The organism is Pseudomonas brassicacearum, from assembly GCF_918698105.1.
In the GTDB taxonomy this organism is placed as follows: domain Bacteria; phylum Pseudomonadota; class Gammaproteobacteria; order Pseudomonadales; family Pseudomonadaceae; genus Aquipseudomonas; species Aquipseudomonas brassicacearum_F.
This window is the reverse complement of record NZ_CAKKMI010000036.1, coordinates 15,786-40,024: the sequence shown is the minus strand read 5'-3', so window position 1 is coordinate 40,024 and position 24,239 is coordinate 15,786. Positions and strand designations below refer to the sequence as shown.

At 59.1% G+C, this 24,239-nt stretch carries 18 protein-coding genes and 1 pseudogene; 15 read left to right on the top strand and 4 right to left on the bottom strand.

What is annotated here, in order from left to right; all coding sequences use genetic code 11:
• From LQ215_RS15880 to LQ215_RS15865, 4 genes are all read left to right on the top strand, one after another.
• The gene (locus LQ215_RS15880; RefSeq protein WP_230151253.1) at positions 1–1,350 is read left to right on the top strand and encodes a GntT/GntP/DsdX family permease; all 1,350 of its coding nucleotides are present in this window, start codon (positions 1–3) and stop codon (positions 1,348–1,350) included.
• A gap of 27 nt (positions 1,351–1,377) precedes the next feature.
• A complete protein-coding gene (locus tag LQ215_RS15875) occupies positions 1,378–2,238 on the top strand; it encodes a MurR/RpiR family transcriptional regulator (RefSeq protein ID WP_230151252.1) in 861 nt (286 codons plus the stop codon).
• A gap of 1 nt (position 2,239) precedes the next feature.
• Positions 2,240–3,712 (top strand): N-acyl-D-amino-acid deacylase family protein, encoded by a 1,473-nt coding sequence (locus LQ215_RS15870; RefSeq protein ID WP_230151250.1) that lies wholly within the window; start codon positions 2,240–2,242, stop codon positions 3,710–3,712.
• Positions 3,713–3,846: 134 nt separating this feature from the next.
• Complete coding sequence (locus LQ215_RS15865) at positions 3,847–4,215, top strand: glyoxalase superfamily protein (protein ID WP_003197565.1); 369 nt, start codon at positions 3,847–3,849, stop codon at positions 4,213–4,215.
• A 31-nt stretch (positions 4,216–4,246) separates the two neighbouring features.
• On the opposite strand, the gene LQ215_RS29790 is transcribed toward LQ215_RS15865, so the two are convergent.
• Both LQ215_RS29790 and LQ215_RS29785 read right to left on the bottom strand, forming a co-directional pair.
• On the bottom strand, positions 4,247–4,951 hold the full coding sequence (locus LQ215_RS29790; protein ID WP_404943064.1) for a methyl-accepting chemotaxis protein: 705 nt from the start codon (positions 4,949–4,951) through the stop codon (positions 4,247–4,249).
• A gap of 201 nt (positions 4,952–5,152) precedes the next feature.
• Positions 5,153–6,031, bottom strand: a pseudogene (locus LQ215_RS29785) (methyl-accepting chemotaxis protein); the annotation flags it as partial.
• A 347-nt stretch (positions 6,032–6,378) separates the two neighbouring features.
• On the opposite strand from LQ215_RS29785, the gene LQ215_RS15855 reads away from it, so the two are divergent.
• Both LQ215_RS15855 and LQ215_RS15850 read left to right on the top strand, forming a co-directional pair.
• A complete protein-coding gene (locus LQ215_RS15855; protein ID WP_230151246.1) occupies positions 6,379–7,050 on the top strand; it encodes a histidine phosphatase family protein in 672 nt (223 codons plus the stop codon).
• Positions 7,051–7,074: 24 nt separating this feature from the next.
• Positions 7,075–7,920, top strand: a complete 846-nt coding sequence (locus LQ215_RS15850) for a phosphatase PAP2 family protein (RefSeq protein WP_230151244.1) — start codon at positions 7,075–7,077, stop codon at positions 7,918–7,920.
• Between the two features lie 151 nt (positions 7,921–8,071).
• Here the strand turns inward: LQ215_RS15850 and katG are convergent, their stop codons facing one another.
• Positions 8,072–10,336, bottom strand: a complete 2,265-nt coding sequence (katG, locus tag LQ215_RS15845; RefSeq protein ID WP_230151241.1) for a catalase/peroxidase HPI — start codon at positions 10,334–10,336, stop codon at positions 8,072–8,074.
• 558 nt (positions 10,337–10,894) lie between these two features.
• On the opposite strand from katG, the gene LQ215_RS15840 reads away from it, so the two are divergent.
• The 9 genes from LQ215_RS15840 (at position 10,895) to LQ215_RS15805 (ending at position 23,552) form a co-directional block, all read left to right on the top strand.
• Positions 10,895–12,601 carry a ShlB/FhaC/HecB family hemolysin secretion/activation protein gene (locus LQ215_RS15840; protein WP_290369127.1) on the top strand — a complete coding sequence of 569 codons (1,707 nt, stop codon included), beginning with the start codon at positions 10,895–10,897 and terminating at the stop codon, positions 12,599–12,601.
• Positions 12,602–12,625: 24 nt separating this feature from the next.
• The gene (locus LQ215_RS15835; protein ID WP_230151238.1) at positions 12,626–19,969 is read left to right on the top strand and encodes a two-partner secretion domain-containing protein; all 7,344 of its coding nucleotides are present in this window, start codon (positions 12,626–12,628) and stop codon (positions 19,967–19,969) included.
• Complete coding sequence (locus LQ215_RS15830; RefSeq protein ID WP_230151237.1) at positions 19,970–20,317, top strand: DUF3969 family protein; 348 nt, start codon at positions 19,970–19,972, stop codon at positions 20,315–20,317. It abuts the gene before it with no gap.
• Positions 20,318–20,552: 235 nt separating this feature from the next.
• Positions 20,553–20,918: an immunity 8 family protein gene (locus LQ215_RS15825; RefSeq protein ID WP_230151236.1), complete on the top strand. Its 366-nt coding sequence runs from the start codon at positions 20,553–20,555 to the stop codon at positions 20,916–20,918.
• A complete protein-coding gene (locus LQ215_RS29600) occupies positions 20,919–21,107 on the top strand; it encodes a GH-E family nuclease (protein WP_356641825.1) in 189 nt (62 codons plus the stop codon).
• Positions 21,107–21,658 carry a suppressor of fused domain protein gene (locus tag LQ215_RS15820; RefSeq protein WP_230151235.1) on the top strand — a complete coding sequence of 184 codons (552 nt, stop codon included), beginning with the start codon at positions 21,107–21,109 and terminating at the stop codon, positions 21,656–21,658. The genes LQ215_RS29600 and LQ215_RS15820 overlap by 1 nt, the downstream gene beginning before the upstream one ends.
• Before the next feature lie 408 nt (positions 21,659–22,066).
• Complete coding sequence (locus LQ215_RS15815; protein WP_230151234.1) at positions 22,067–22,417, top strand: hypothetical protein; 351 nt, start codon at positions 22,067–22,069, stop codon at positions 22,415–22,417.
• A gap of 3 nt (positions 22,418–22,420) precedes the next feature.
• A complete protein-coding gene (locus tag LQ215_RS15810) occupies positions 22,421–22,936 on the top strand; it encodes a hypothetical protein (protein ID WP_230151233.1) in 516 nt (171 codons plus the stop codon).
• Positions 22,937–23,108: 172 nt separating this feature from the next.
• A complete protein-coding gene (locus tag LQ215_RS15805) occupies positions 23,109–23,552 on the top strand; it encodes a hypothetical protein (RefSeq protein ID WP_230151231.1) in 444 nt (147 codons plus the stop codon).
• Between the two features lie 169 nt (positions 23,553–23,721).
• Here LQ215_RS15805 and LQ215_RS15800 read toward each other — a convergent pair whose 3' ends face one another.
• A complete protein-coding gene (locus LQ215_RS15800; protein WP_230151228.1) occupies positions 23,722–24,159 on the bottom strand; it encodes a hypothetical protein in 438 nt (145 codons plus the stop codon).
• Between the last annotated feature and the right edge of the window lie 80 nt (positions 24,160–24,239).

Below are 24,239 nucleotides of genomic sequence, written 5' to 3'. Positions count from 1 at the left end.
ATGGCCCCTGCTTTCGGTTATTGGCTACTGGTCTACGCGGCCATCGCGATCATTGCGCTGATCGTGCTGATCGCCCGTTATCGGCTCAATCCGTTCATTGTGATTACCCTGGTGTCCATTGGCCTGGCGCTGCTGGCCGGGATGCCGCCCTCGGGTGTGGTGGGGGCGTACGAGGCGGGTGTCGGCAAGACGCTGGGGCACATTGCGCTGGTGGTGGCCTTGGGCACGATGCTCGGCAAGATGATGGCCGAGTCCGGCGGCGCCGAGCGCATGGCGCAGACGTTGATCGAACGCTTCGGCGAGCGCAACGCCCACTGGGCGATGGTGTGCATTGCCTTCCTGGTCGGGCTGCCGCTGTTCTTCGAAGTCGGTTTCGTGCTGCTGGTGCCCATCGCCTTCACCATCGCCCGGCGTGTGGGCGTGTCGATCCTGATGGTGGGGCTGCCGATGGTCGCCGGGCTGTCGGTGGTGCATGCGCTGGTGCCGCCGCATCCGGCGGCGATGCTGGCGGTGCAGGCGTTCCAGGCTTCGGTGGGGCAGACCTTGCTTTACGCGATCCTGATCGGCATTCCCACCGCGATCATCGCCGGCCCGCTGTACGCCAAATTCATCGTACCGCGCATCCAGCTCCCGGCTGAAAACCCGCTGGAGCGACAATTCCTCGACCGTGAGCCACGCGCCAACCTGCCGGGTTTCGGCGTGACCCTGGGGACCATTCTGCTGCCGGTGATCCTGATGCTGATCGGCGGCTGGGCCAACCTGATCTCCACGCCGGGCAGCGGTTTCAATCAATTCCTGCTGTTCATTGGCAACTCGGTGATTGCCCTGTTGCTGGCGACCATCCTCAGCTTCTGGACCCTTGGCCTGGCCCAGGGCTTCAACCGTGAGTCGATCCTCAAGTTCACCAACGAATGCCTGGCACCGACCGCCAGCATCACGTTGCTGGTGGGGGCCGGCGGCGGCTTGAACCGGATCCTGGTGGACGCCGGGGTTACGCAACAGATCGTCGGCCTGGCCCAGGAATTCCAGCTGTCACCGCTGGTCATGGGCTGGCTGTTCGCCGCACTGATGCGCGTCGCCACCGGGTCGGCCACCGTAGCGATGACCACAGCCTCGGGCATCGTCGCCCCCGTGGCGATTGGCCTGGGTTATCCCCATCCTGAACTGTTGGTGCTGGCGACCGGCGCCGGGTCGGTTATCTTTTCCCACGTCAACGACGGCGGCTTCTGGCTGATCAAGGAATACTTCAATATGACCGTCACGCAAACCTTCAAGACCTGGACCGTGCTCGAAACGCTGATCTCCGTCATCGCGTTCGCGTTGACCCTCGGGCTTTCACGCTTGCTTTGAGCACAACGCGCCCCAACAGGAGCCGCCATGGACATCCTCTACCAGATCCGCTCCCGCCAGGATTCCTTCAGCGCCGGCGAAGGCAGAATCGCCCGGCTGATGCTCGACGACGTAGGCTTCGCCGCCTCTGCCAGCCTCGATGAACTGGCCCAACGGGCGGAAGTCAGCAGTGCCACGCTGTCGCGCTTCGCCCGTACCGTTGGGTGCCGCGACCTGCGGGACCTGCGCCTGCAACTGGCCCAGGCCAGCGGTGTCGGCAGCCGTTTCCTCGACCCGGCAGGCGCGCCGGAGCAATCGGCGTTTTATGGACAGATTGTCGGCGATATCGAAGCGACCCTGCGCCAGCATTTGTCGGCGTTCGAAGAGTCGCGGTTCGCCGATGCGGTGCGGATGATCGGCAAGGCGCGGATGATCCATGCGTTCGGCCTCGGTGGCTGGTCGGCGTTATGCGGTGAGGAGTTGCAGGTACGGCTGGTGCGGTTCGGCTACCCGATTGCCGCCTGTCGCGACCCGGTGATGATGCGCATCACCGCCACCTCGTTGAGCGACCAACATCTGCTCATCGCCTGTTCACTGACCGGTATCACGCCGGAGCTGTTGAGCGCGGTGGAACTGGCCCGCAGCTACGGCGCAGCGATCCTGGCCATCACCCGCGCCGACTCGCCACTGGCCCAATTGGCCGACTGCGTACTGCCCCTGCAAGGCGCCGAAACCTCGTTCATCTACAAACCCACGGCGGCACGCTACGGCATGCTGCTGGCCATCGACGTGCTCGCCACCGAGCTGGCGCTGGCCCACCCCGAAGACAATCAAGAGCGCCTGCGGCGGGTCAAACTCGCCCTGGACGATTACCGCGGCGGCGACGATCACTTGCCGCTGGGAGACTGACATGCTGTACGACACGCTTATCCGCAATGCGCTGGTCATCGATGGCAGCGACACGCCCGGCTACCGCGCCGACGTCGCTATTCGCGCCGGTCGCATCGAACGCATCGGCGACTTGCGCGATGCCCGCGCGGTGGACGACATCGACGCCGCCGGCCGCGTGCTCGCGCCAGGCTTCATCGATGTGCACACCCACGACGACACGGTGGTCATTCGCCAACCGCAGATGCTGCCCAAGCTCAGCCAGGGCGTGACCACGGTCATCGTCGGCAATTGCGGCATCAGCGCTTCACCCGTGAGCCTGCGGGGCGATCCGCCGGACCCGATGAACCTGCTCGGCACGGCCCAGGCGTTCGCCTACCCGCGCTTTACCGATTATCGCAAGGCAGTAGAGGCCGCCACACCGGCGGTCAACGTGGCTGCGTTGGTCGGGCACACGGCGCTGCGCAGCAATCACATGGACGATTTGTTGCGCACCGCCTCGGTGGGAGAAATCGCCGCCATGCGTCGGCAGTTGCGCGAAAGTCTGGAGGCCGGAGCGCTGGGTTTGTCCACCGGCCTGGCCTACGCCAACGCGTTTTCGGCGTCCACCGACGAAGTCATGCAACTGAGCGAAGAGTTGAGCGCGTTCGGCGCGGTCTACACCACCCACTTGCGCAGCGAATTCGAACCGGTGCTCGACGCCATGGACGAGGCCTTCCAGATTGGCCGACACGCCCAAAGCCCGGTGATCATTTCCCACCTCAAATGCGCGGGCGCCGGTAATTGGGGACGCAGTCCGCAGGTGCTCGCAGCGCTGGAAAACGCGGCGAAAACCCACCCGGTCGGCTGTGATTGCTATCCCTATGCGGCCAGCTCCTCGACCCTGGATCTCAAGCAGGTGACCGATGCCCATCGCATCACCATCACCTGGTCGACAGCGCATCCGCACATGGGCGGTCGCGACCTGGCCGACATCGCCAACGATTGGGACGTGTCGTTGCTGGAGGCGGCCCGGCGCCTGCAGCCGGCCGGCGCGGTGTACTACGGCATGGATGAAGGCGACGTACGACGGATCCTCGCCCATCCGTTGTCCATGGTCGGCTCCGACGGTTTGCCCGAAGACCCGTTCCCCCATCCGCGCTTGTGGGGCGCTTTCCCACGGGTACTGGGGCATTTCAGTCGTGACGTCGGGCTTTTTCCGTTACACACCGCCGTGCACAAAATGACCGGCCTTTCAGCGGCGCGCTTTGGCCTCAAGCACCGGGGTGAAATTCGTGAAGGCCATTGGGCGGACCTGGTGTTGTTCAATCCCCAAACCATTCGCGACGTTGCTGATTTCAACGTGCCGCAACAGGCCGCCGAAGGCATCGACGGGGTGTGGGTCAACGGTGTCCTGAGTTATGGCGAGGGCCAGGCGAATGGACGCAGGGAAGGTCGGTTCCTGGCGCGCGAAGGCGATCTGCGCAGCGGATTCGGTTCATCGGAGCGTATTTGACGGCGTGTCAGCAGCTGGAATTGGGTTAATTGACGCCACAATAATGGCACTACGACACTAAAGAAGCGCGCCCCAAGGCCGAAGCACTAAGTTCAACCCAGCTAAACTGGGTCTTTTTAGCCAGGGAGCAACCCATGAGCTTCGGTAAAACCACCCCGATCCTGCGGATCTTCGATGAAGCCAAGGCGTTGGCGTTTTATGTCGACTTCCTGGGCTTTACCGTCGACTGGCAACATCGTTTTGGCGACGATTTCCCGTTGTACCTGCAAGTCTCCCGCGGCGACTGCGTCTTGCACCTGTCCGAACACCATGGCGATTGCACACCGGGCTCGGCGTTGCGGATCGAGACCGATGAATTGGAAGCGTTCCAGCAGCAATTGCTGGCCAAGCAATACCGCTACGCCCACCCCCAGATCCAGGCCATGCCCTGGGGTAGCCAGGACATGGCGATCAGTGACCCGTTCGGGAATCGGTTGGTGTTTACCAATGCGATTAATGTCTGAGCCGCTTGGCGCTCCCACCATGGGGCGGGGGTTAGACGCGGAAGTGGCTGACCATCATCTGCAACTGATTACCCAACCGCGCCAGCTCAACACTTGACGCGGCGGTTTCTTCGCTGGCGGCGGCGGTCTGTTCGGACACGTCGCGCACGTTGATGATGCTGCGGCTGATCTCCTCGGCGACGGCGCTTTGCTGCTCGGCGGCCGCGGCGATCTGCTGGTTCATCGACTGGATGTTCGACACCGTGCGGGTGATGTTTTCCAGTGACGCGCCGGCCTTGCGGGTCAGGGCCACGCTGCTGTCGGTGAGGCTGCGGCTGTTGTTCATCACGGCGGCCACTTGTTGGGTGCCGTTCTGCAGGCCGGCCACCAGGCCTTCGATTTCCTCGGTGGATTTCTGCGTGCGCTGGGCCAGGCCACGGACTTCGTCGGCCACCACGGCGAAACCACGCCCGGCTTCACCGGCGCGGGCTGCTTCGATGGCCGCGTTGAGGGCCAGCAGGTTGGTCTGCTCGGCCACGGCCTTGATCACGTCCATGACGCTGCCGATCTTGTCGCTTTCCTGTTGCAACACGGTCATGGCGTCGGTGGAACGCACCACTTCGCTGGCCAGGCGCTCGATCTGGGCGATGGCTTCGCTGACCACCTGATCGCCGGCACGGGCTTCGCCGTCGGCGGCGGCCGCGGCCTGGGAGGCCTCTTCGGCGTTGCGCGCGACTTCCTGAACCGTGGCGGTCATTTCGTGCATGGCGGTGGCGACCTGATCGGTCTCGACTTTCTGGCTGTTGACCCCGGCGCTGGTCTGCTCGGTCACGGCGGACAGTTCTTCGGCGGCGCTGGCGATCTGGGTCACGCCATCGCGGATGCCGCTGATCAGGTCGCGCAGGGTCACGCCCATGCGCGCGATGCCTTGTTGCAGCACGCCCAGTTCATCACGGCGGGTGACGATGACGTTCTGCGACAGGTCGCCGCCGGCAATGCGTTCGACCACGGCCAAGGTATCGCGCAGCGGGCCGGTGATCTGGCGAGTGATGATCACGGCTGCAATGACGCCGACCAGCAACGCCAACAGGGTGCTGACCAGTTGCAGGGTGCGGGCCTGGGCGCTTTCGGCGTCGCGGCGGTCGAGTTGGATCTGGTACAGCTGCTCGCTCAACGTCACGATTGACGCGCCCTGTTCGGTCATTTCCTTGCGGGCCTGTACCGCGTCGGCGGTGGCCAGCTTGAAGGCCTGCACGGCGCTGCGGTATTGGGTGAGGGCTTTTTCCAGTTGGCGCAGTTCATCCTGGCGGGTGCTGGAGAAATGCTCGTTCAGCGGCTTGAGCGAAGCGATGGCAGCGTCCAGCTGGGTGACGGCCTTGCGTTCGGTATCGGCGTTGCTGTTGGCGGTGTAGCCGCGCACTTCATAGCGGGCCAGCATGAAGTCTTGCTTGGCCTGGGTGATGGCCTGGAACTGGGCGAAACGCTCGTCGCCGAGGGCCATGTTGCGCACGTCCGAATCCAGGGTTTCGATCAGCTTGTAGGCGATCTCGGCGTTCGTGCCCATGACATCGCGGGCGGTGTTGCCGGTACGGTAGGCGCTGCGCATTTTGTTCAGGGACACCTGGTAGGCGCTGATGACTGCGCTCTGCTCCTTGAGCAGCTTGACGTTTTCCGGGCTCTTGAAACTGCTGAGCAGGGCATTCTGTTGCGCCACGAAACCATCGAGGGTGGTCTGCACGTTTTGGGCGGCGGTCTCGTCGCCGTTGGTCAGCATGTATTGCAGGCGCGTGACCCGAAGCTTGGTCAGGCCGGCGTTGAGCTGGGTGATGTCGCTCATCCAGTTGCTACGGTCGATCAGACCGCCCAGGCTGGTCCAACTGGTCAGGGCCAGCAGGCAGGTCAGTACCAGTACCAGGCCGAAGCCCAGGCCCAATTTCATGTTGACGCTAATGTTGCCAAACCAGCTGTTCATCAAATTCCTCCAGGAACGTTGCGTTGCTTGATCGTCGGTACGCTGGAAGATTGTTGTTGTTAAGAGCCAGCAAGAGCATGTAACAGGGCTGTATCGGCGATGGGGCCTGGATCTGAAGCTTTTTTTCACATCTGTTTCACTGCCTGCCTACGTCGGCCTCTCTACTGTCGCGCCAACGAATGACTGGGTGGATGCCGTTGGGGCGGCTTGATGTGGAACTGAGACTGAGCCTTTTCGGCCTGAGGCGCTCGATCAATACGCGCCGCTTTGCCCGTTACCGAAACGCTGTGGTCGTGCTGGCTTCGGCGCTGCTGGTCATCCCGTTGACTTTCTGGCTGTTCAGCCCGGCGGCGATACCGGACCTGGCCCACGGCAACATTGCCGGCGCCCGGGCCTTGGCCGATGGCTGGGCCAAGGGCGAGATGATCGTGCTGGTGCGCCATGTCGAGCGCTGCGATCACTCCAAGGCCGCGTGCCTGAACGATCGTGAAGGCATCACTGACCGGGCCCGTGCCGTTGCGGTGGGCCTGGGGGCGCGGTTCGAGCGACTGGGCCTGGACAACGCCGACCTCTACAACAGTCCTCTGGTGCGTGCGGCCCAGACGGCGAGCTACATGTTCAACAAGGTGAGTGCTGGCGATGATTGGCTGATCAATTGCCGGCATGATCTGCTGCGTAACGCCCTGGCCCACAAGGTGGCCGGGCGCAACCTGATCCTGGTCACCCACAGCGAATGCATGCAGGCATTGGAAACCACGCTCCAGCGGCCCACCTCGACGTTTGGCTACGGCGCTTCGCTGTTCGTCTCCACCACCCAGCCACAAGCGCCGCAGTTGCTCGGTTTTATCGAAGCCTCTGACTGGCGCTCGGTGGCGTTTCAGTAATTTTTCCCACGATTAGGACCGCCCATGCTGACGTCTGCTCGCGCCCGTTTCTACGGACTCAATCTTGGAATTCCCCTGGTCTGCGCCATGGTGGTGTTCTTGCTGTTCGACATGACTCGCATCGACATCGCCTTCAGCGACTTATTCTACGACCCGCTGCACCAGGTCTTCCCGTTGGAGCACGTGCGGCTGTTCGAGAAAATCACCCATAAGTGGGCCAGGATCATCCCTAACTGGACCGGCGAGGCGGCGATTATCGGGGCGCTGTTATCGTTTGCCTGGCCGATTTTCAAGCCGCATAAGCGCCCGGGCTTACTTCGTCTGTTGGAGAAAGCCCGGTTGGCCGCGCCGTTGCGTTTTGCCCACAAACATCGACGCGATTTTCTCTATGTGGTGTTCGCCTTTTCCCTCAGCACCGGGGTGATCCATTACCTCAAGGGCCACACCAGCGTGTACTGCCCAGTGGAAACCACCCAATACGCCGGCAAGATCGAGCACAGGGAATGGTTCCAGAATTTCGACCTGCTGAAAGTCGCCGGTGACGGTCGCTGCTGGCCCGGCGGTCATGCGTCCGGCGGCTTCACGATGCTGGCGCTGTATTTTGTCGCCCGCCGCTACCGCTGGCGTCATTCGAAAGCCTTGATGCACGGGGCACTGGCCCTGGGGTTTGTCTACGGCACGACGCGGGTCCTGCAGGGCTGGCATTACATGTCCCACACGTTCTGGGCGGGGATATTCGTCTGGTTGAGTTGTTGGCTGATGGCGCTGCTGTTTTATGGGCGCGTGGCCTTGGAGCAGCCTGTGCTGCAACCACAGCGAGCGACGGCGGCGGTCTTGCCTGCGTCGGGCAACGCACGTTCGTCGGCCTGAATGCCAGGCAAAAAAAAGCCCGCTGGGAGAGCGGGCTAAAACCTTAGTTTCTTGAATGAGCGAGGCGACTGTACCCAATCACGCGGGGGCGTGGGGTGAAGAAAAGTTCATGAGCTCGCCTCCTGCCAGACCTCGTGCCCGAGGACGCTATTCACCTGAGATCAAATCGATCCAGGTTCATCACCTTGACCCACGCCGCGATGAAGTCCTTGACGAACTGCTGCTGCGCATCCGGGCTGGCATAGACTTCGGCCACGGCCCGTAGCTGGGCGTTGGAGCCGAAGACCAGGTCGACACGGGTGCCGGTCCATTTGACCTGGCCGGTCTTGCGGTCGCGGGCCTCGAAGGTTTCCTGGGTGTCGGAAAGCGGTTTCCACTCCACGCCCATGTCGAGCAGGTTGACGAAAAAATCGTTGGTCAACGTCCCGGGCCGTTGGGTAAAGACACCGTGCGCGGTGTGGCCGACGTTGGTGTCCAGCACCCGCAGACCGCCGATCAATGCTGTCATTTGCGGGGCGCTGAGGGTCAGCAGTTGGGCCTTGTCGATCAGCAACGCCTCGGCAGACACGCGGTACCGGCCCTTGAGGTAGTTGCGAAAGCCGTCGGCGATGGGTTCAAGAAAACCGAACGACTCGACGTCCGTCTGCGCCTGGCTCGCGTCCATGCGTCCCGGCGCGAACGGTACCGTCACGCTGAGCCCGGCATTTTTCGCGGCTTGTTCAATACCGGCGCTGCCGGCCAGCACGATCAGATCCGCCAGGGAAATTTTCTTGCCGTCGGCTTGGGCGGCGTTGAACTCATCCCGGAGCTTTTCCAAGGTCGCCAGCACTTGAGTCAGTTGCTCGGGCTGGTTGGCCGGCCAATCTTTCTGCGGGGCCAGGCGCAGGCGGCCACCGTTGGCGCCGCCGCGTTTGTCGGAACCACGGAAGGTGGAAGCCGCGGCCCATGCGGTAGACACGAGCTGTGAAACCGTGAGGCCCGAGGCCAGTAGCTGGCCTTTGAGGGCGGCGATGTCGCTGTCGTTCACCTGCGGATGGTCGACCGCCGGGATAGGGTCTTGCCACAGCAGTTCTTCGCTGGGCAGTTCCGGGCCGAGGTAGCGCGAGAGCGGGCCCATGTCGCGATGGATCAGCTTGAACCAGGCGCGCGCGAAAGCGTCGGACAACTGCTCCGGGTTCTCCAGGAAGCGCCGCGAGATCTTTTCGTAGATCGGGTCGAAGCGCAGCGCCAGGTCGGTGGTCAGCATCGTGGGGTTACGCCGTTTGGCCGGGTCATGGGCATCGGGGATGATGCCCGCGCCTGCGCCGTTTTTCGGCGTCCATTGATGCGCGCCTGCCGGGCTCTTGGTCAGTTCCCATTCGAAGCCGAACAGATTCTCCAGGTAGTTGTTGCTCCAGCGGGTGGGTGTGGTGGTCCAGGTGACCTCCAGGCCACTGGTGATGGTGTCGGGCCCCTTGCCGGTGCCGAAGGTGCTCTTCCAGCCCAGGCCTTGCTGCTCCAGGCCAGCGGCTTCGGGCTCGGCGCCGACATTGTCCGCAGGGCCTGCGCCGTGGGTCTTGCCGAAGGCGTGGCCGCCAGCAATCAATGCCACGGTTTCTTCATCGTTCATCGCCATGCGGGCGAAGGTTTCGCGGATGTCCAGCCCGGCGGCGACCGGGTCCGGCTGGCCCTCGGGACCTTCCGGGTTGACGTAGATCAGCCCCATCTGCACGGCGGCCAGCGGGTTCTCCAGGTTGCGTCCATCGTCAGTGCGACTTTCTTCATTGCCAGGTTCGGCCACCAATTGGCCTTCGCCGGGGTCTTGCATGGCGGCTTTGTCGGGCTTGCCGTAGCGAACATCGCCCCCCAGCCATTTGTTTTCCGAACCCCAGTAGACGTCCTCATCCGGCTCCCAGACATCGGCGCGGCCACCGGAAAAACCGAAGGTCTTGAAGCCCATGGATTCCAGCGCGACGTTGCCGGTGAGGACGATCAGGTCGGCCCAGGAGATATTGCGACCATACTTCTGCTTGATCGGCCACAGCAGCCGACGTGCCTTGTCGAGGCTGACGTTGTCGGGCCAGCTGTTGAGCGGCGCAAACCGCTGCTGGCCGGAACCCGCGCCACCGCGCCCGTCGCCGGTGCGATAGGTGCCTGCACTGTGCCAGGCCATGCGGACAAACAGCGGCCCGTAATGACCAAAGTCCGCCGGCCACCAGTCTTGCGAGTCGGTCATCAGTGCATTCAGGTCTTGCTTCAAGGCCTGGAAGTCCAGGCGCTTGAACGCTTGGGCATAGTTGAAATCCTCGCCCATGGGGTCGGACAGCGAGGCGTGCTGGTGCAGGATCTTCAGATTCAGTTGGTTCGGCCACCAGTCGCGGTTCGTCGTGCCACCGCCAGCGGCGTGATTGAACGGGCATTTCGATTCATTTGCCATGAGAAGCTACCTTTGGTCGTATTCATCCAGCTATCCAGCCCGGCGGGGCTTTGAATAGCGACAGGCGAAATAAATGACACAGGGCGCAGGGCTCACAGTTCGCTCAACTGATCGTGTGTGGCCACACGGCAACGCGCGACGGCGGTCGGGTTGCCAGTACGGTGGCCCACGGCAAGCCCAGTACGGTTCTGAACGCTTCGTATCTTTTTGTCAGGTTTCATGGGCCGGATTGCACCAGCCTGAATTCAGGCTAGTTCCCCTTTGCCAGATAGCTAATAGGCGCAGTATTAGCGGTCGATAGGGATAGTCTTTTATCGGAGCCCAGCGGGAGCAAGCGCCCTCGCCACGGATTTCCGACTGCCTTAGTGAACTGCGTTACTGGCCGGCTCGGGCCTTACAGATGTGTTTTTTCGCTGTGATTGTCGACGCTGTCTGTGAGACGCGTCTCTTTTTTGCGTAGAAAATTTCCTCCCCCTTGAACCGATGGCGATATGCAGGGTCTGGTGTGCGCGCAGTGCTATGCACGCCTGCTGTCATTTCTGTATCGAGGGAACGAACATGTCCGTATTTGCCTTAGGGACGAGGCTAGTTGTTGCGTCGCTGTGTTTTCTGGCGATGAACATTGCTGTCGCCGCGCCAACCCCCGGCGACACGGACCTGATCCGTGAGCGCCAGGACCGTCTGCTCGAAGAACAGCGTCGACGTCTTGAAGAACTCAAGGACCTGCCCGGCAAGGAGGCGAAGCCGGCCCAGCCCACCGCACCTGCCGATACCCGTTGCTTCCCGATCAAGACCATCGAACTCAAGGGCGCCGATGCGTTGTCCGATGCGGAGCGCGAACGCCTGCTCAAGCCCTACATCGGCCAATGCCTGGGCGTGCCGCAGCTGAACGAGCTGCTCAAAGTCATTACCGACCATTATCTCGACAAAGGCCTGGTCACCAGTCGCGCCTACTTGCCGCAACAGGACCTGTCCAGCGGTCACCTGCAAGTGCTGGTGGTCGAGGGTCGCCTGGAAGGCCTCAAAGGTGCCGAGAACAGCAAACTGTCGGATCGCGAGTTGGCGATGGCGTTTCCCGGCAAGACCGGCGACTTGGTCAACTTGCGGGAGATCGAGCAGATGGTCGATCAACTGAACCGTTTGCCGTCCAACCGAGCACAAATGGAACTGACCCCGGGGCAGAACATCGGCGGCAGCGAAGTGCGGGTCGATAACACCCCGCAAAAACCTTGGCGCGCCGGCCTGTCACGGCATAACGATGGGCAGAAAAGCACCGGCGAGCAGCAATGGGGCGCCTCCCTGGACTGGGACAGCCCCCTGGGCCTGGCTGACCAACTGGCCTTGCGCGGCGGTCACGATGCCGTCAGCGATCACCAGAAAACCTCGCGCAATGGCATGCTTTATTACAACCTGCCGTTTGGCTGGTGGAACCTGAGCTACACCTACAGCCAGAGCGAGTATCGGGCACTGGGCCAGGCCAACGGTTTCAATTTCAAACAGAGCGGCGACAGCCAGAACCATCAGGTGCGCCTGGAACGGGTGATCCATCGCGACGCGCTGAGCAAGACCTCCCTCAACACTGGCCTTGCGTACCTGCGCACCAACAACTTCATCGAAGACAGCAAGCTCGCCGAGAGCAGCAATCGCATCAGCGAGGCGCAGTTCGGCATCAACCATGGCCGGCGAGTGGGCAATGCCTTCGTCAACCTCGACCTGGGCCTGCAACAAGGTATCGGCGCCCTCGATGCCCAGGGCGATCACGAGCCGGGCCCTGGAGTGCCGGATGCGCGCTACCGCAAATACACCGCGACCCTCAGCTATTTGCAGCCCTTCATGCTCGGCGGCGAATCCTTCAGTTTCAGCAGCCTGATGACTGGCCAGCGCAGCGAAGACGTGCTGTTCAGCCCACAGCGCATGAGCCTGGGCGGCCTGTCGTCGATTCGTGGCTACAAGGACCAGACATTGTCCGGCGACAGCGGCGGCTACTGGCGCAACGACCTGCGCTGGAGCCGCCCGGTGACCCTGGAATGGCTGCGCCCGGTATTCGCCGAATACGGCACCAGCCTCGGTTATGACCAAGGCGTGATTCGCGGCGATCGCTACAACGGTAGCGAGCACGGGCGCATGTCGAGCAACTCGCTGGAGCTGTTCGCCCGCGGTGAGCACCTGAGCGCCAGCGTCACCTTCGCACACTCCCTGGAACGCCCGGATGCCCTGACCGAGCGTGAAGCGCCGATCTACTTCCGCTTGGATGTATCCATCTAATTTTTGCTGCAACGAGACCTGATCATGGATGACCGCCAATACGCCTTCCTGGCCCGCCAGCCTTCTGCTGCCCTGAAAAAACGCGACGCCTTCTGGGGCATGCCCAAGCGCGGCCTGGCGTTCCTACTGGCCAACGTCATGTTCTGGCAGCCGATGTGGGCCCAGGCGGGCGGCATCGTGGTCAGTGCGCCGGGCACCAGCCTCGGCCAGGCCGGCAATGGCGTGCCGGTGGTCAACATCGCCAAGCCCAATGGCAGCGGCTTGTCTCACAACCAGTTCAAGGACTACAACGTCGGCAGCAACGGCGTGATCCTCAACAACGCCACCAACCCCGCCCAGGCCACGCAACTGGGCGGGATCATCCTCGGCAACCCGAACCTCAAGGGCACGGCCGCGAAAGTCATCCTCAACGAAGTCAACGGCGGCAACCCCAGCCAGCTGCGCGGCTACACCGAAGTGGCGGGGCAGTCGGCCCATGTCATCGTCGCCAACCCCTATGGCATCAGCTGCAATGGCTGCGGTTTCATCAACACGCCCAAGGCGACCCTGACCACCGGCAAGCCGATCATCGAAAACGGCCAGGTGGGCCGCTATCAGGTGGACAAAGGCAGCGTTGCCATTGAAGGCGCGGGCCTGAACGCCAACAACGTCGACCGCTTCGAAATCATCACCCGCAGCGCCAAGATCAACGCCGAGATCCAGGCCAAGAACCTGACCATCGTGGCCGGGCGCAATGACGTCAATGCCAATACCCTGAACGCCACCGCCCGGGCGGATGACGGCAGCGTCAAACCGGAGCTGGCCATCGACTCCTCGGCCCTGGGCGGCATGTACGCCGGTGCGATCAAACTGGTGGGCACCGAGGCCGGGGTTGGCGTGAAGCTGGATGGCAAGATGGTTGCCAGTGGTAGCGACATCCAACTCGACGCCAACGGTCATCTGAGCCTGGCGCAGACCACGGCAGCAGGCGCCGTCGATATCAAGGCTCAAAGCCTGGACGCCCAAGGGACGATCTATGCCGGCAGCCATGTTCAGGCGACGACCAAGGGCGCTCTCAACAACCAGCGCGCCATCGCGGCGCGCGAGAAGGTCACGCTGACCACCGACGGCCAGCTCAACAACCTCGGCATCATCGAAGCGGGCGTCAACGTCGATAACACCCGCAACCAGATTGGCGATGTCGTGCTGACCGCGGCGAATATCGACAACCGCGGGCAGAGCGTCATCGCCAGTCGCGACCTGAAAGCCACGACCACGCAGACCCTCGACAATCGCGGCGGCACTTTTTCCGCTGGCAAGAGCCTGACGCTGAACAGTAAGGACATCGACAACCGCGCCGGCACGCTGGTCAGCCAAGGCGGCATTCAGGCACAGGCCACTGGCGCGTTGGATAACCGTGATAAAGGGATCATCGCCAGCGACGGCGCGCAGACCCTGGTCGCCGGGGCGCTGAAGAACAGCGCAGGCGTCATCAGCAGCAACGACCTCCTGAAGCTCCAAGCGAAAACCCTGGATAACCGCGGCGGCAAGATTGCCTCCGATGCCGCACTGACCCTTGGGGGCGGTAGCGTTGAAAATAGCGCAGGACAAATCACCAGCCAGGGTGATCTCGTTGCCACGCTGAAAAGCTTCAACCAGAAGGACGGCAAGTTGGTCAGCCAAGGGAAACTGACCCTGACCGCAGACCACATCAACAACAGTGACAATGGTTATATCGCCTCGGTCAAGGCGATGAGCCTGACCGCTTACCAGCAACTGCTCAATAACGGTGAGGCGATCATCAGCACTGAGCAGGGGCTGACGATCAGCGGCGGTGGTCTCGATAACACCAAAGGCAGCCTGCTCAGCCAGGGTGACCTGAAGGTCGATATCACTGGGGATTTCCTCAACCAGGATGGCAGCGCCATTACCCAGGCCGGGAACGTGGATATCGAGGCGAGCAGTCTCGATAACCGTGGCGGTGTCCTTGCCAGTGTCGGTGGTTGGCTGAAAGCCACGCTGGACACAGTGTTGGATAACGGCGAGTCGCTCACCTCGGCCGACGCAGCTGGGTTGATCCAGGCACAGTCCGTCGATCTCGATGCGAAACAAGCGCTGCTCAACAATGGCGGGCAGGTTTCGGCTTTGTCCGATGACGTTGATATCACCACCGCCACGCTTGAGAACCGCAACGGTGCAGTGCTCGCCAAACAGGCCTTGACTGTACGCGCTCGGAATCTGGACAACAGCGACGGACGCGCAGCGGCAAACGCCATTGATTTCGGTTTGACCGGAGCTCTGAACAACCAGCGCGGTCTGGTGGAAGGCTCCAATGGCCTGCTGATCCGTGCTGCGTCAGTTGATAACCAGGGCGGCAAGTTGCGCTCGGTGGGCAAGCTGGGGACCGCGACGCTAACGGTTGACCAATTGCTGGACAACCAGGGCGGCGTCATTGAAGCGGCTACCCAGGACCTGTCCTTGCAGATGGCAGGCTTCAAGAATGCTGACGGCAATGTTCGTCATGTGGGCACCGGCACGTTAGGCGTGGACCTCGCCAGGTTCAGCAACATCGGCGGCAGCCTGATGACCTCAGGCACCTTGACCGTCGACGCGGCGCGTTGGGACAACAGCTCGGATATCCAAGCCAATGTCCTGAACCTGAAGGTGGGCCAGCTCAATCAGACCAGCAGCGGCAAGTTGATCGCGGTGCAAAGCCTGCTGGCCACGGGCGGCACCTGGAACAACGCGGGCACCATCAGCAGCGACGTTGATTTGGATCTGAAGCTGACCGGCGCTTATGTCGGTACCGAAAACAGCCGCCTCAACAGTGTCGATCAATTCGATCTGAGCGTCGCCAGCCTCGACCTTTCCAGCGGCTCGCGCCTGGCTGGCGGTGGCACCACCACCGTCACCAGTCTCGGCGCACTGAGCAATGCCGGACGGATCACCGGCGGCGGCAAGTTCTCCCTGGCCGCCACGAGCCTGGTCAATACGGGCACGCTGGGTGGCGCCGACACTGTCGAACTGGTTGCCAACGAGGCCCGCAACGATCGCGGCCTGATCTTCAGCGGCGCGGACATGGCCCTGCGTTTCAATCGCTTCACCAACTATCGTGCGGACGTCTACAGCCTGGGGGCACTGACTGTCGCGGCTCGAGATGGCGTCGCTCGCAGCGTGTTGCTGGAGAACATCTCCGGCACCCTTGAGTCGGCAAAGGACATGTCGCTGCGCAGCGACACCCTGATCAATCGCAAGGACATTTTCTCCACCACCGATGAGATGGTATCGGGCTCCATCAGTGTCAAATGCTATGACTGCGGTGGTGACTACCACAACGTCGACTATATAGCCCAGGAGACCTACCAAAGCGCCGTGCTTGAAGACTCGGCCAGTGCCACCCTGATGAGTGGGGCGAAACTGACCGTTGATGGCTCTGCGGTGACCAACCAATACAGCGTGATGGCCTCGGCCGCCGACCTGCTGATTACCGCAGACAACTTCGCCAACGTTGGCGCTGCTTCCGGCACTAGCGTCAGAACGCGGACCTGGAACACCGGCCGGGTCACCGATGGCACCGACGAGCGTTTCCGCGCCAGGATCATCGTCCCCTACAACGCCCAGGCCAATCCGAAACAAGTGCCCGTCGATGCGCTCAACAACTTCCATCAGGTGAGTGACATCACCACTGTGACACCGGGGGAGTCGCTGGCACCGGCGGTGGTTCAATCGGGCGGCAACATCAGCATCCAGGCTACGCAGCGGCTGGAGAACAGCAGCATCGTGCAGTTCCAGGCACCGCTGGCGGGTGCAGCGAAGTCAGCTGCCACCGATGTGGCCAACGCCGCACAGCCAGCGGTCGTGGTGCTCAACCCGCAGTTGCCGCCGGATCTGGCCCAACAACAGGTCAACCCGACCACCATGCCCGGGTTCACCTTGCCGACTGGCGAGAATGGTTTGTTCCGTGTCGTCGACAGCGCTGCCGCCGCGCAAGACAGCCACGACCAGAGCCGGGCCACTGTCCAGGGTTCGGACGCCAGCCGGGTCATCACCGGCCCCAAATACCTGATTGAAACCAACCCCGCGCTGACCGACCTCAGGAAGTTCATGAGCTCGGACTACCTGCTGGGCAACCTGGGTTATGACCCCGATACCAGCTGGAAGCGCCTGGGCGATGGTTTGTACGAACAACGCCTGATCCAGCAAGCCGTGATCGCCCGCACCGGCCAACGCTTTCTCGATGGTCAGACCTCCGACGAGGGCATGTTCAAGTACCTGATGAATAATGCCATCGCCAGCAAGGAACAACTGAACCTGGCCGTTGGCGTGACCCTGACTTCGCAACAAGTCGCCGCGCTGACCCACGACATCGTCTGGATGGAAGGCCAGGTCGTCAATGGTCAACATGTCCTGGTGCCGGTGCTTTACCTGGCACAGGCCAACAACCGGCTGATGGCCGATGGCGCGTTGATCCAGGGCAAGAACCTCACCCTGATCGCGGGTACCGACCTGAAGAACGCCGGGACGCTGCGTGCCAGCGAGAACCTCTCGGCGGCGGCCGGGAACAACCTGATCAACACGCGCCTGGCCGAGGCTGGCGAGCGGCTCAAGTTGGTCGCGGGCAAAGACCTGGTCAACATGCAAGGCGGCATCCTCAAAGGCAAGGACGTCGAGCTCTCGACCTTGACCGGCGACATCCGCAACGACCGGACCATCACCACCCTCGAGAACAGCGGCAAGGGCTTCAGTTCGAAAACCTCCGTTGTCGACAACGCCGCGCGCATCGAGGCCGGCAACAACCTCACCATGCGTGCAGCGGGCGATCTGCTCAACGTGGGCGGCGCGATCACCGCGGGCAACAACGCGGACCTGAGTGCGGGCAAAGACGTTGTCATCTCCGCAGCTCGCGAAGAAAGCGGCTCGATGCGCCAGGACAAACGCCACTTCTGGGAGCAGAGCCAGACCGTCCAGCACGCCAGTGAAGTCAAGGCGGGCGGCAACCTGAACGTCACCGCCGGCAACAACCTCACCGTAGTCGCCAGCCATCTCCAAGCCAAAGGCGATATCAACCTGAGCGGTAAGGATGTCGCCATGATCTCGGCGGCGAACGAGAATTCCAGCGAATACCGCTACAAGCGCAGCGGCAAGAAGATCAACAAGGAAGAAGACCATGTCTCGCAGCAGGCCACCACCCTCGATGCCGGGGGGGATGTAAGGGTTGCTGCGCGCAATGATCTGTTGATGGTCGCGAGCAAGATTGCGGCGGGTAACGAGGCGTATCTGGTGGCGGGTAAGCAGCTGAGTCTGTTGGCTGAGCAGAATCGTGATTACTCGCTGTATGACATGAAGAAGAAGGGGAGCTGGGGCAGTAAAGCCGCACGGCGCGATGAGGTGACGCAACTCACCCATATCGGAAGCGAGATCAACACCGGGGGCGACCTGATGTTGGTCAGCGGTGGCGATCAGACCTACCAAGTGGCGAAGCTGCAAAGCGGCAACGATCTGATCATCGACAGCGGCGGGCGCATCACCTTCGAAGGGGTCAAGGACTTCCACGACGAGAGCCATACCAAGAGCAAAAGCGACTTGGCCTGGTACAAGATGAAAGGCGAGGGGCGGACTGACGAAACCTTGCGCCAGAGCGCTCTGGTTGCCCAAGGAAAGTTGGTGATCAAGGCCGTCGATGGGCTGCGCATCGATGTCAAACAAGTGGATCAGCAGAGCGTCAGCCAAACCATCGATGCAATGGTGAAGGCTGAACCGGACCTGGCCTGGATGAAAGAGGCCCAGGCCCGGGGCGACATTGACTGGCGCCAGGTGAAGGAAATCCACGACAGCTTCAAGTATGACAACTCCGGTCTGGGAGCCGGGGCCAAGATTGCCATCGCGATTTTGATGTCGTTCATCATGGGGCCGGCAGGTTTCGGACTGTCGGGCACCAATCTTGCGGTCGCCACCAGCCTGAGCACCACGGCGGTCACCAGCACCATTGAGAACAAAGGCAACCTGGGACTCGCGCTGAAGGAAACAGTCAGCGCCGATAGCTTGAAGAGTGCGGCGATTGCCGGTTTTACTGCCTATGCATCCGCATACGCGGACCAAGAATGGTTTAGTAGTACCGACAGCTCCAGCACGACCACTCAAGGCGTCGAGCCGTCGACGGGTTCGGCGGGGTCGGCAGGTTCGGCATCGAGCGCGAGTAACTCCTCCAAGGATATCTTCCGTTGGAACACCGCGACTGACACTGCAATCCGCACAACCGGGCAAGCAGTGATCTCCAGCAGTATCTCCACCGCGATCGGTGGTGGCAGCTTTGGCAGCAACTTCAATGCTGCCCTGCTGGGAGAGGCCGGCAATGTGGCGATGGCGACCGGCTTCAACTGGGTGGGCGATACCATCAAGTTCCCCGATGGCGGCCCACAGAAAATTGTTGCCCACGCGATCATGGGTGGCCTGCTGGCTGAGCTGACAGGCAGCGACTTCAAGACCGGTGCGGTTGCCGCCGGTTTGAATGAAGCGCTGATTCCCGGCATGGCCAAGGTGGAGGGTGAAAACAAAGATCTGCAACTGATGCTGTCGCAACTGACGGGGCTTCTGGCAGCGGCTGCGGTCGATGGCGATCTGAATACAGGTTCGACGATCGCCAAGAAAGCGACGGAATTCAACTATCTGTTCCATGCCGAACTGGTCGAAAGAGAACAGAAGCTCAATACGTGCGTCTCCCCAGCGGATTGCCAAGCTGTCAGGGACCATTACAACAACCTCGATACGGCTCGGAACAAAGAGTTCGGACAGTACTGCCGGAATAACCCGGCGAGCTGTTTGCAAGTGACGAAGCAGTTGGTGGATGAGATTCCGGCTAATGAGAAGATGCTGCATGACGGCAGGAGCGCCGGGCTTGATCGTTCGGCAGCGCTTTGGGAAATTACTCGAAGTAACGAGCGGGCCATCAATACCGGCATCATCGAGAAGACGCGTACCGATAAAGGCGATGGGGCTGCCTTTCTGACGGAGCTTGCGGCGGATGGATTGAGTCCGGATCGGGGGCTGTTCTCGTCGACGGCTGAGGGTAAGGGTGGTACAACCGGGGTTAAGGTTGGGGTTGTCTCAGGAAGTGGTAATGGTTCTGGAATAAAAAATGTCTATGAATCGATAAAGAAGGCTCCTCTGTATCCGGAAGGTTTTAGGGAAAAAAACGGTGGAACGACAAAGAACGCCGTGAAGAACACCGACGCGCTAGCTGACCTGCGGCAAGTTGAACCTGGAAAATGGACAAAGATTTACAAGGATGGCTACGACGCAAATGGATCTAGAGTGTCTGTACATTATTTTCAAAGTGAAAGTGGTAAGGTTTTCAACGTAAAAACCAAGTCGGGCTGGAGCAATAACTAGATGAAAGATATGTCTTTGGTGTTAGAGGTTTTTGAAGGCGAAGAGTCTGCTAGGTTTTTGTCTGCTTTATCGATAGGCTTGTTAGTGTCTGTTCAGCGCGGTGCAATGACATTAGAAGAGGCTGAGCGGCTTCTTTTTTCGCCAAGAAGTTCGAGAATTTTGAAAGAGAAAGGTGTTCCTTCCGAGGTTGGTGATTTGATAATGGATTGTTGTGAGTTGGAGGATGTGCTCGATCTGGTGCCGTCCAAATTCGATATCAATGTGCAAATTCTTTTGGATAAATTTGTAGGCTTTTTGAAAGCGTCCAAATGTCGCGACACTGACTTGAATTTTGTTGAGCTAAAGTAGACTGAAGAGGGGGGCGGGGGCAGGCTATGTTTTCTATGAGACCGACGGAGGCTTCTTCAAATCGATCATGATTTTAGCTAAAAACGTGGTCTGTCCCTGACATACCCCTGACATACCCCTGACATGCCGCAAACCATATCAACAGGGAACTCAGGCTAATTTTGAGCAGCGGTTTCCAGGTCAAGAGACAAAAAAGTGGCAGTCAAACGCTAACTTGGATATCACGGACTAAACTATGAACGCAGAATTAAAGCGGGTCCATAGCCCCGATATTTACAATCTCGAAAGTTACCATTCTGAATGCTCGGATTGTTTTGGGTTCCTCCTTCAAGCGATGATTGGCCCAGCAGGTGAGGATGGTGAGGAATCATTTGATATTGAGGTTTGCACTCCGAAGTGGATTGAAAAAAATCTTGGAGTGGATGAGGTTCTTATAGGAGTGCATCACCTTGTCGTCCGTGAGTACAATTATCAAAAAAACGTTCTCGCTATTGAGAAGTTTTTGCTGAGTTGTTCAGGCGCGAACTGGAACGAGGTTTCAAGAAAAGTATCAAGATTAGGCTTTTGGGAGTTTGAGGCCTACGAAGATGGAAGGGTATGAGTGAGGCGGGTCACTCCCTTCTACACTGACCAGGGTCGCAGAGACTGGGATGTAGACCATCAGCCCCCTTGGCATCAGCGTGACCTTCCCGGGAAGACGCGCTCAGAAGTTTTGGATGAATACAATCAGGGTACGAGGCTCGAATGTCCGGGCTGTAACCGTTCGCGTGGGGCGGGGCCTGCTGAGTAATGACTTTAATCTCACACATAGAGAATACGCTTGGGCTACTAGAGCAGGGTTGGAGTTTTAGAGAAGGTTCCAACCCAGTGCAGGTTGTTCGTGTTAGAAATCAGCCCTTTGATGGTGTGGTGACCTATGTCACGCTTGGTCTCAGTGATTTTTTGTTATCCATGCCCCAACAGCGTGCAATTAGGCAAGAACTTGTTTTTACCACCTATGAGACGTTTTCCGCTGAAGCGATTGCATCTTTTATGCTTTCTTTTTGTGATTATATTTTGGCTTGCAATAAAGCATTGCTTCGTGGAGATGTTGTAGGGCCAAGTGTTCCGTTGATTCCGGGTGTAGCGGTAAATTCAGTTTATGCCTCAATTCCAGTTGTATTTGATGAAGTTTTTTCGGTGTATAAAAAATCTTCACCCCATACTGTGATGGTATGGTTGATTCCATTGCTCAAAGAAGAGGCGGATTTTGTAAAGGCTATTGGTTGGAGTGAATTTGAGGATGTGCTTGAGCGTGCGAATCCTGATCTTATGGAGCTGAATAGAGAGTCAATTGTTTAATAAGTGGTAAAGTAGGTTTGAGTTGGTCAGCGTTTTTTGAGTCCTTTTGGTTGGAGCCAAAGAGGGACTGGTGGGGATGATGGGATGGCGCTGAGGGACTCTCTACAATCTACTCCAGTTAAAAAGTCTCTCAGGTATCAGGACATGCAGGAAAAGGATATGTCAATTGAGCAAGTTGGTGCTGTCGATGTCATTGGTATTGATAAAGAGATGGGGGAAGTCTTTTAACAATTAGTGATCATTTGGAATGGAGCAATGAACATTTACTGCTACTCCAATGAAAAGGGGACAGATTTATTTTGTGAGGTGCAGAGGGTCAGGCTCATTGCTTTTCTTGGTTTATAAATAGATCTGTCCCCTTTCCTGCTTCCTTTCCTGCTTCGAAATATTGCTGAATCGCCGTCGAGCATGTGGGGTAAATCGATCGATGATATCAAGCAGTCGCTAATGCTTGATGGAGCGAGTCTTACGCCGAAAGCACCATTGGCTGGTACTTCAGGTAAAGCACAAGTCTTTAATGTTGAAGGACACTCGAAAATAAAAGAGGTAGAGTTTCATCCGGGCGGTGGAACCCACGGTGATAGCCCATACTATAAGCTTGTTAGTACTGAGAAGGTTGGCAATAAAAATGTAGAAATTCGAGTGATTAGTTCGTCGCCTGATTTTAGCCCGGTCACTATTACTCGCTACCAACAATACTATGATACCCAAGGAAATCGTCTGAAATATGAGGGCGGTGAGTGGAAGGGGTGGAAGTGATCTATGAGAAATTTATTCCCTAATTTGTACTCTGACCTTGTTCCAGGTGTAGCAGCAGCAGGGTTTTCTCTAGGTGAGTCGTTCTCCGATGTTAGCGAAAAAATTGGGAGGGTTGAGTGGTACGGTCCGGAGGTACCTGTGCGTGATATTCTCCTTAAGAATACCTCTTGGGTCGGGGTTGAGAGAAGGATCGGTTTTGGTGATGAAATTTTATTGTCTTATCGATATATGAATGAGATGGTCTCGCTATACTTTGAAGCGAGCGGAAGGCTTTATAGAGTTGCCGTGGGCGACGGGTATCTTGGGAAATTTAATAGTGTCAGCGTGGGTGATGATCTTCGGAGCTTGGAAAGGGGGTTTAGTATATTGTTTAATGATGCGGATGATGATTTTCTTCTTGAAAAAGATGGAGGAGTATTGACGGGGATCAGTTTTGTTACAGACTACAGAGCTTCCTTGGAAGATGCGCCGGAACAGGTTATCAAGTTTATATCAATACATGACTGGTCCCTTCGATAAAACGAAAAGAGCAAAAAGGGGACAGATTTATTTGACACAAAGGGGACAGATTTATTTTGTGAAACGCAGAGGGGCAGATTTGTTGGTTTTGCTCGGTTTATAAATAGATCTGTCCCTTTTCTCTCCTTCTTTTCTCTGAGTCGAGATAAAAGCGTGCCTTGGAGGGCCATAGATGCGACACGATATTGTTTTACGCTTTGTGGCGATGATTTTGTTCTGCTTCACACTGACGGGCTGCATTCATTACGAACATAAAAGCGCAGAAGGAAAACCCTGGGCCGAGGTCGCGACCATTCGGCAGTTCGACAAGCATTTATCGATAGACAAGATCGATGACGATACGTCGCTATATTGGCTAGCCCGCCAAACCGAGTATCGACTTGGCGCAGGAAGGCATAAACTTTCCGTTAAGTACGCTATTGGAACCGGATATTCACGTCCAATTGAAATGACCGTGGATTTGGTCGGGGGCCGTACCTATGGGCTGTATGGCGTTTCTTCGATGAAATGGTGGTATTACGAAGTTCGTGATGTCGAGACAGGGCGTTCCGCGAAAGTTATAGAGCCGGCGGTCACAACGACGCCTTCTGGATCAGCCGGGCAGGCGGTCCAATAGTTTTATCGTGGAAAGGGCGTTTGCTCTCTGTCGGTTGGCGTAGCCGTTGGCGATGAATAGCGAGGGCTGCTTCGCAGCCCAGCGGGAGCAAGCTCCCTCGCCACAGAAGCCGGATTGTTGATCGCTCGCCCATGGCGCAGTTTTATTTTGCTATCCCCTTCTTTTGTGGTTACAGCGGGCACCACGGGTCTTCCCCCTTCGCGCTTTCCAGGATCTTCGGAAAATTTCGTCCAAATCCCCAGCCTGAGGCCACGGCAGTCATGGTGGTTTTGCAGGCGGGGTTCTTTTCCGAGACGATCACGTTCATATAGAACTGGCTGCCGTAGATTGTCGGCGCCCATAGCACCATGTCGCTTCTCTCGGCATTGCTGTCGACTTTCAATTGGATGGTATTGACGAGTCTCCCACCCGTTGTGAGCTCGGTCACTTGCGGGTGAAAGCAGTGGGTCAGGTAGCCTTGCACCCGCTCTTCGACCACCGCCCGCTCTTGCGTCAGGCAGTATTCGGGGCTGGTTACGCCAGTGTTCAGCAGCTCGTCCTTGGTATACGGATGCAGTGAGCAGCCGCTCAATAGCAGAAAAACAATCCCTGTAAATTTCTTGTACAAAACTCATGCTCCGTCAGAGGTTGTGGGCTGCCAAAACTGATTGCCGCAAGGGCGGCGGGCGGGACTATACGCAATTTGTT

What these genes read in the sequence shown, in the direction of transcription:
- LQ215_RS15880 (WP_230151253.1), top strand. Translation starts at nt 1, where the DNA reads ATGGCCCCTGCTTTCGGTTATTGGCTACTGGTCTACGCGGCCATCGCG.
- LQ215_RS15875 (WP_230151252.1), top strand. Translation starts at nt 1,378, where the DNA reads ATGGACATCCTCTACCAGATCCGCTCCCGCCAGGATTCCTTCAGCGCC.
- LQ215_RS15870 (WP_230151250.1), top strand. Translation starts at nt 2,240, where the DNA reads ATGCTGTACGACACGCTTATCCGCAATGCGCTGGTCATCGATGGCAGC.
- LQ215_RS15865 (WP_003197565.1), top strand. Translation starts at nt 3,847, where the DNA reads ATGAGCTTCGGTAAAACCACCCCGATCCTGCGGATCTTCGATGAAGCC.
- LQ215_RS29790 (WP_404943064.1), bottom strand. Translation starts at nt 4,951, where the DNA reads ATGACCGCCACGGTTCAGGAAGTCGCGCGCAACGCCGAAGAGGCCTCC.
- LQ215_RS15850 (WP_230151244.1), top strand. Translation starts at nt 7,075, where the DNA reads ATGCTGACGTCTGCTCGCGCCCGTTTCTACGGACTCAATCTTGGAATT.
- katG (WP_230151241.1), bottom strand. Translation starts at nt 10,336, where the DNA reads ATGGCAAATGAATCGAAATGCCCGTTCAATCACGCCGCTGGCGGTGGC.
- LQ215_RS15840 (WP_290369127.1), top strand. Translation starts at nt 10,895, where the DNA reads ATGTCCGTATTTGCCTTAGGGACGAGGCTAGTTGTTGCGTCGCTGTGT.
- LQ215_RS15835 (WP_230151238.1), top strand. Translation starts at nt 12,626, where the DNA reads ATGGATGACCGCCAATACGCCTTCCTGGCCCGCCAGCCTTCTGCTGCC.
- LQ215_RS15830 (WP_230151237.1), top strand. Translation starts at nt 19,970, where the DNA reads ATGAAAGATATGTCTTTGGTGTTAGAGGTTTTTGAAGGCGAAGAGTCT.
- LQ215_RS15825 (WP_230151236.1), top strand. Translation starts at nt 20,553, where the DNA reads ATGAACGCAGAATTAAAGCGGGTCCATAGCCCCGATATTTACAATCTC.
- LQ215_RS15820 (WP_230151235.1), top strand. Translation starts at nt 21,107, where the DNA reads ATGACTTTAATCTCACACATAGAGAATACGCTTGGGCTACTAGAGCAG.
- LQ215_RS15815 (WP_230151234.1), top strand. Translation starts at nt 22,067, where the DNA reads ATGTGGGGTAAATCGATCGATGATATCAAGCAGTCGCTAATGCTTGAT.
- LQ215_RS15810 (WP_230151233.1), top strand. Translation starts at nt 22,421, where the DNA reads ATGAGAAATTTATTCCCTAATTTGTACTCTGACCTTGTTCCAGGTGTA.
- LQ215_RS15805 (WP_230151231.1), top strand. Translation starts at nt 23,109, where the DNA reads ATGCGACACGATATTGTTTTACGCTTTGTGGCGATGATTTTGTTCTGC.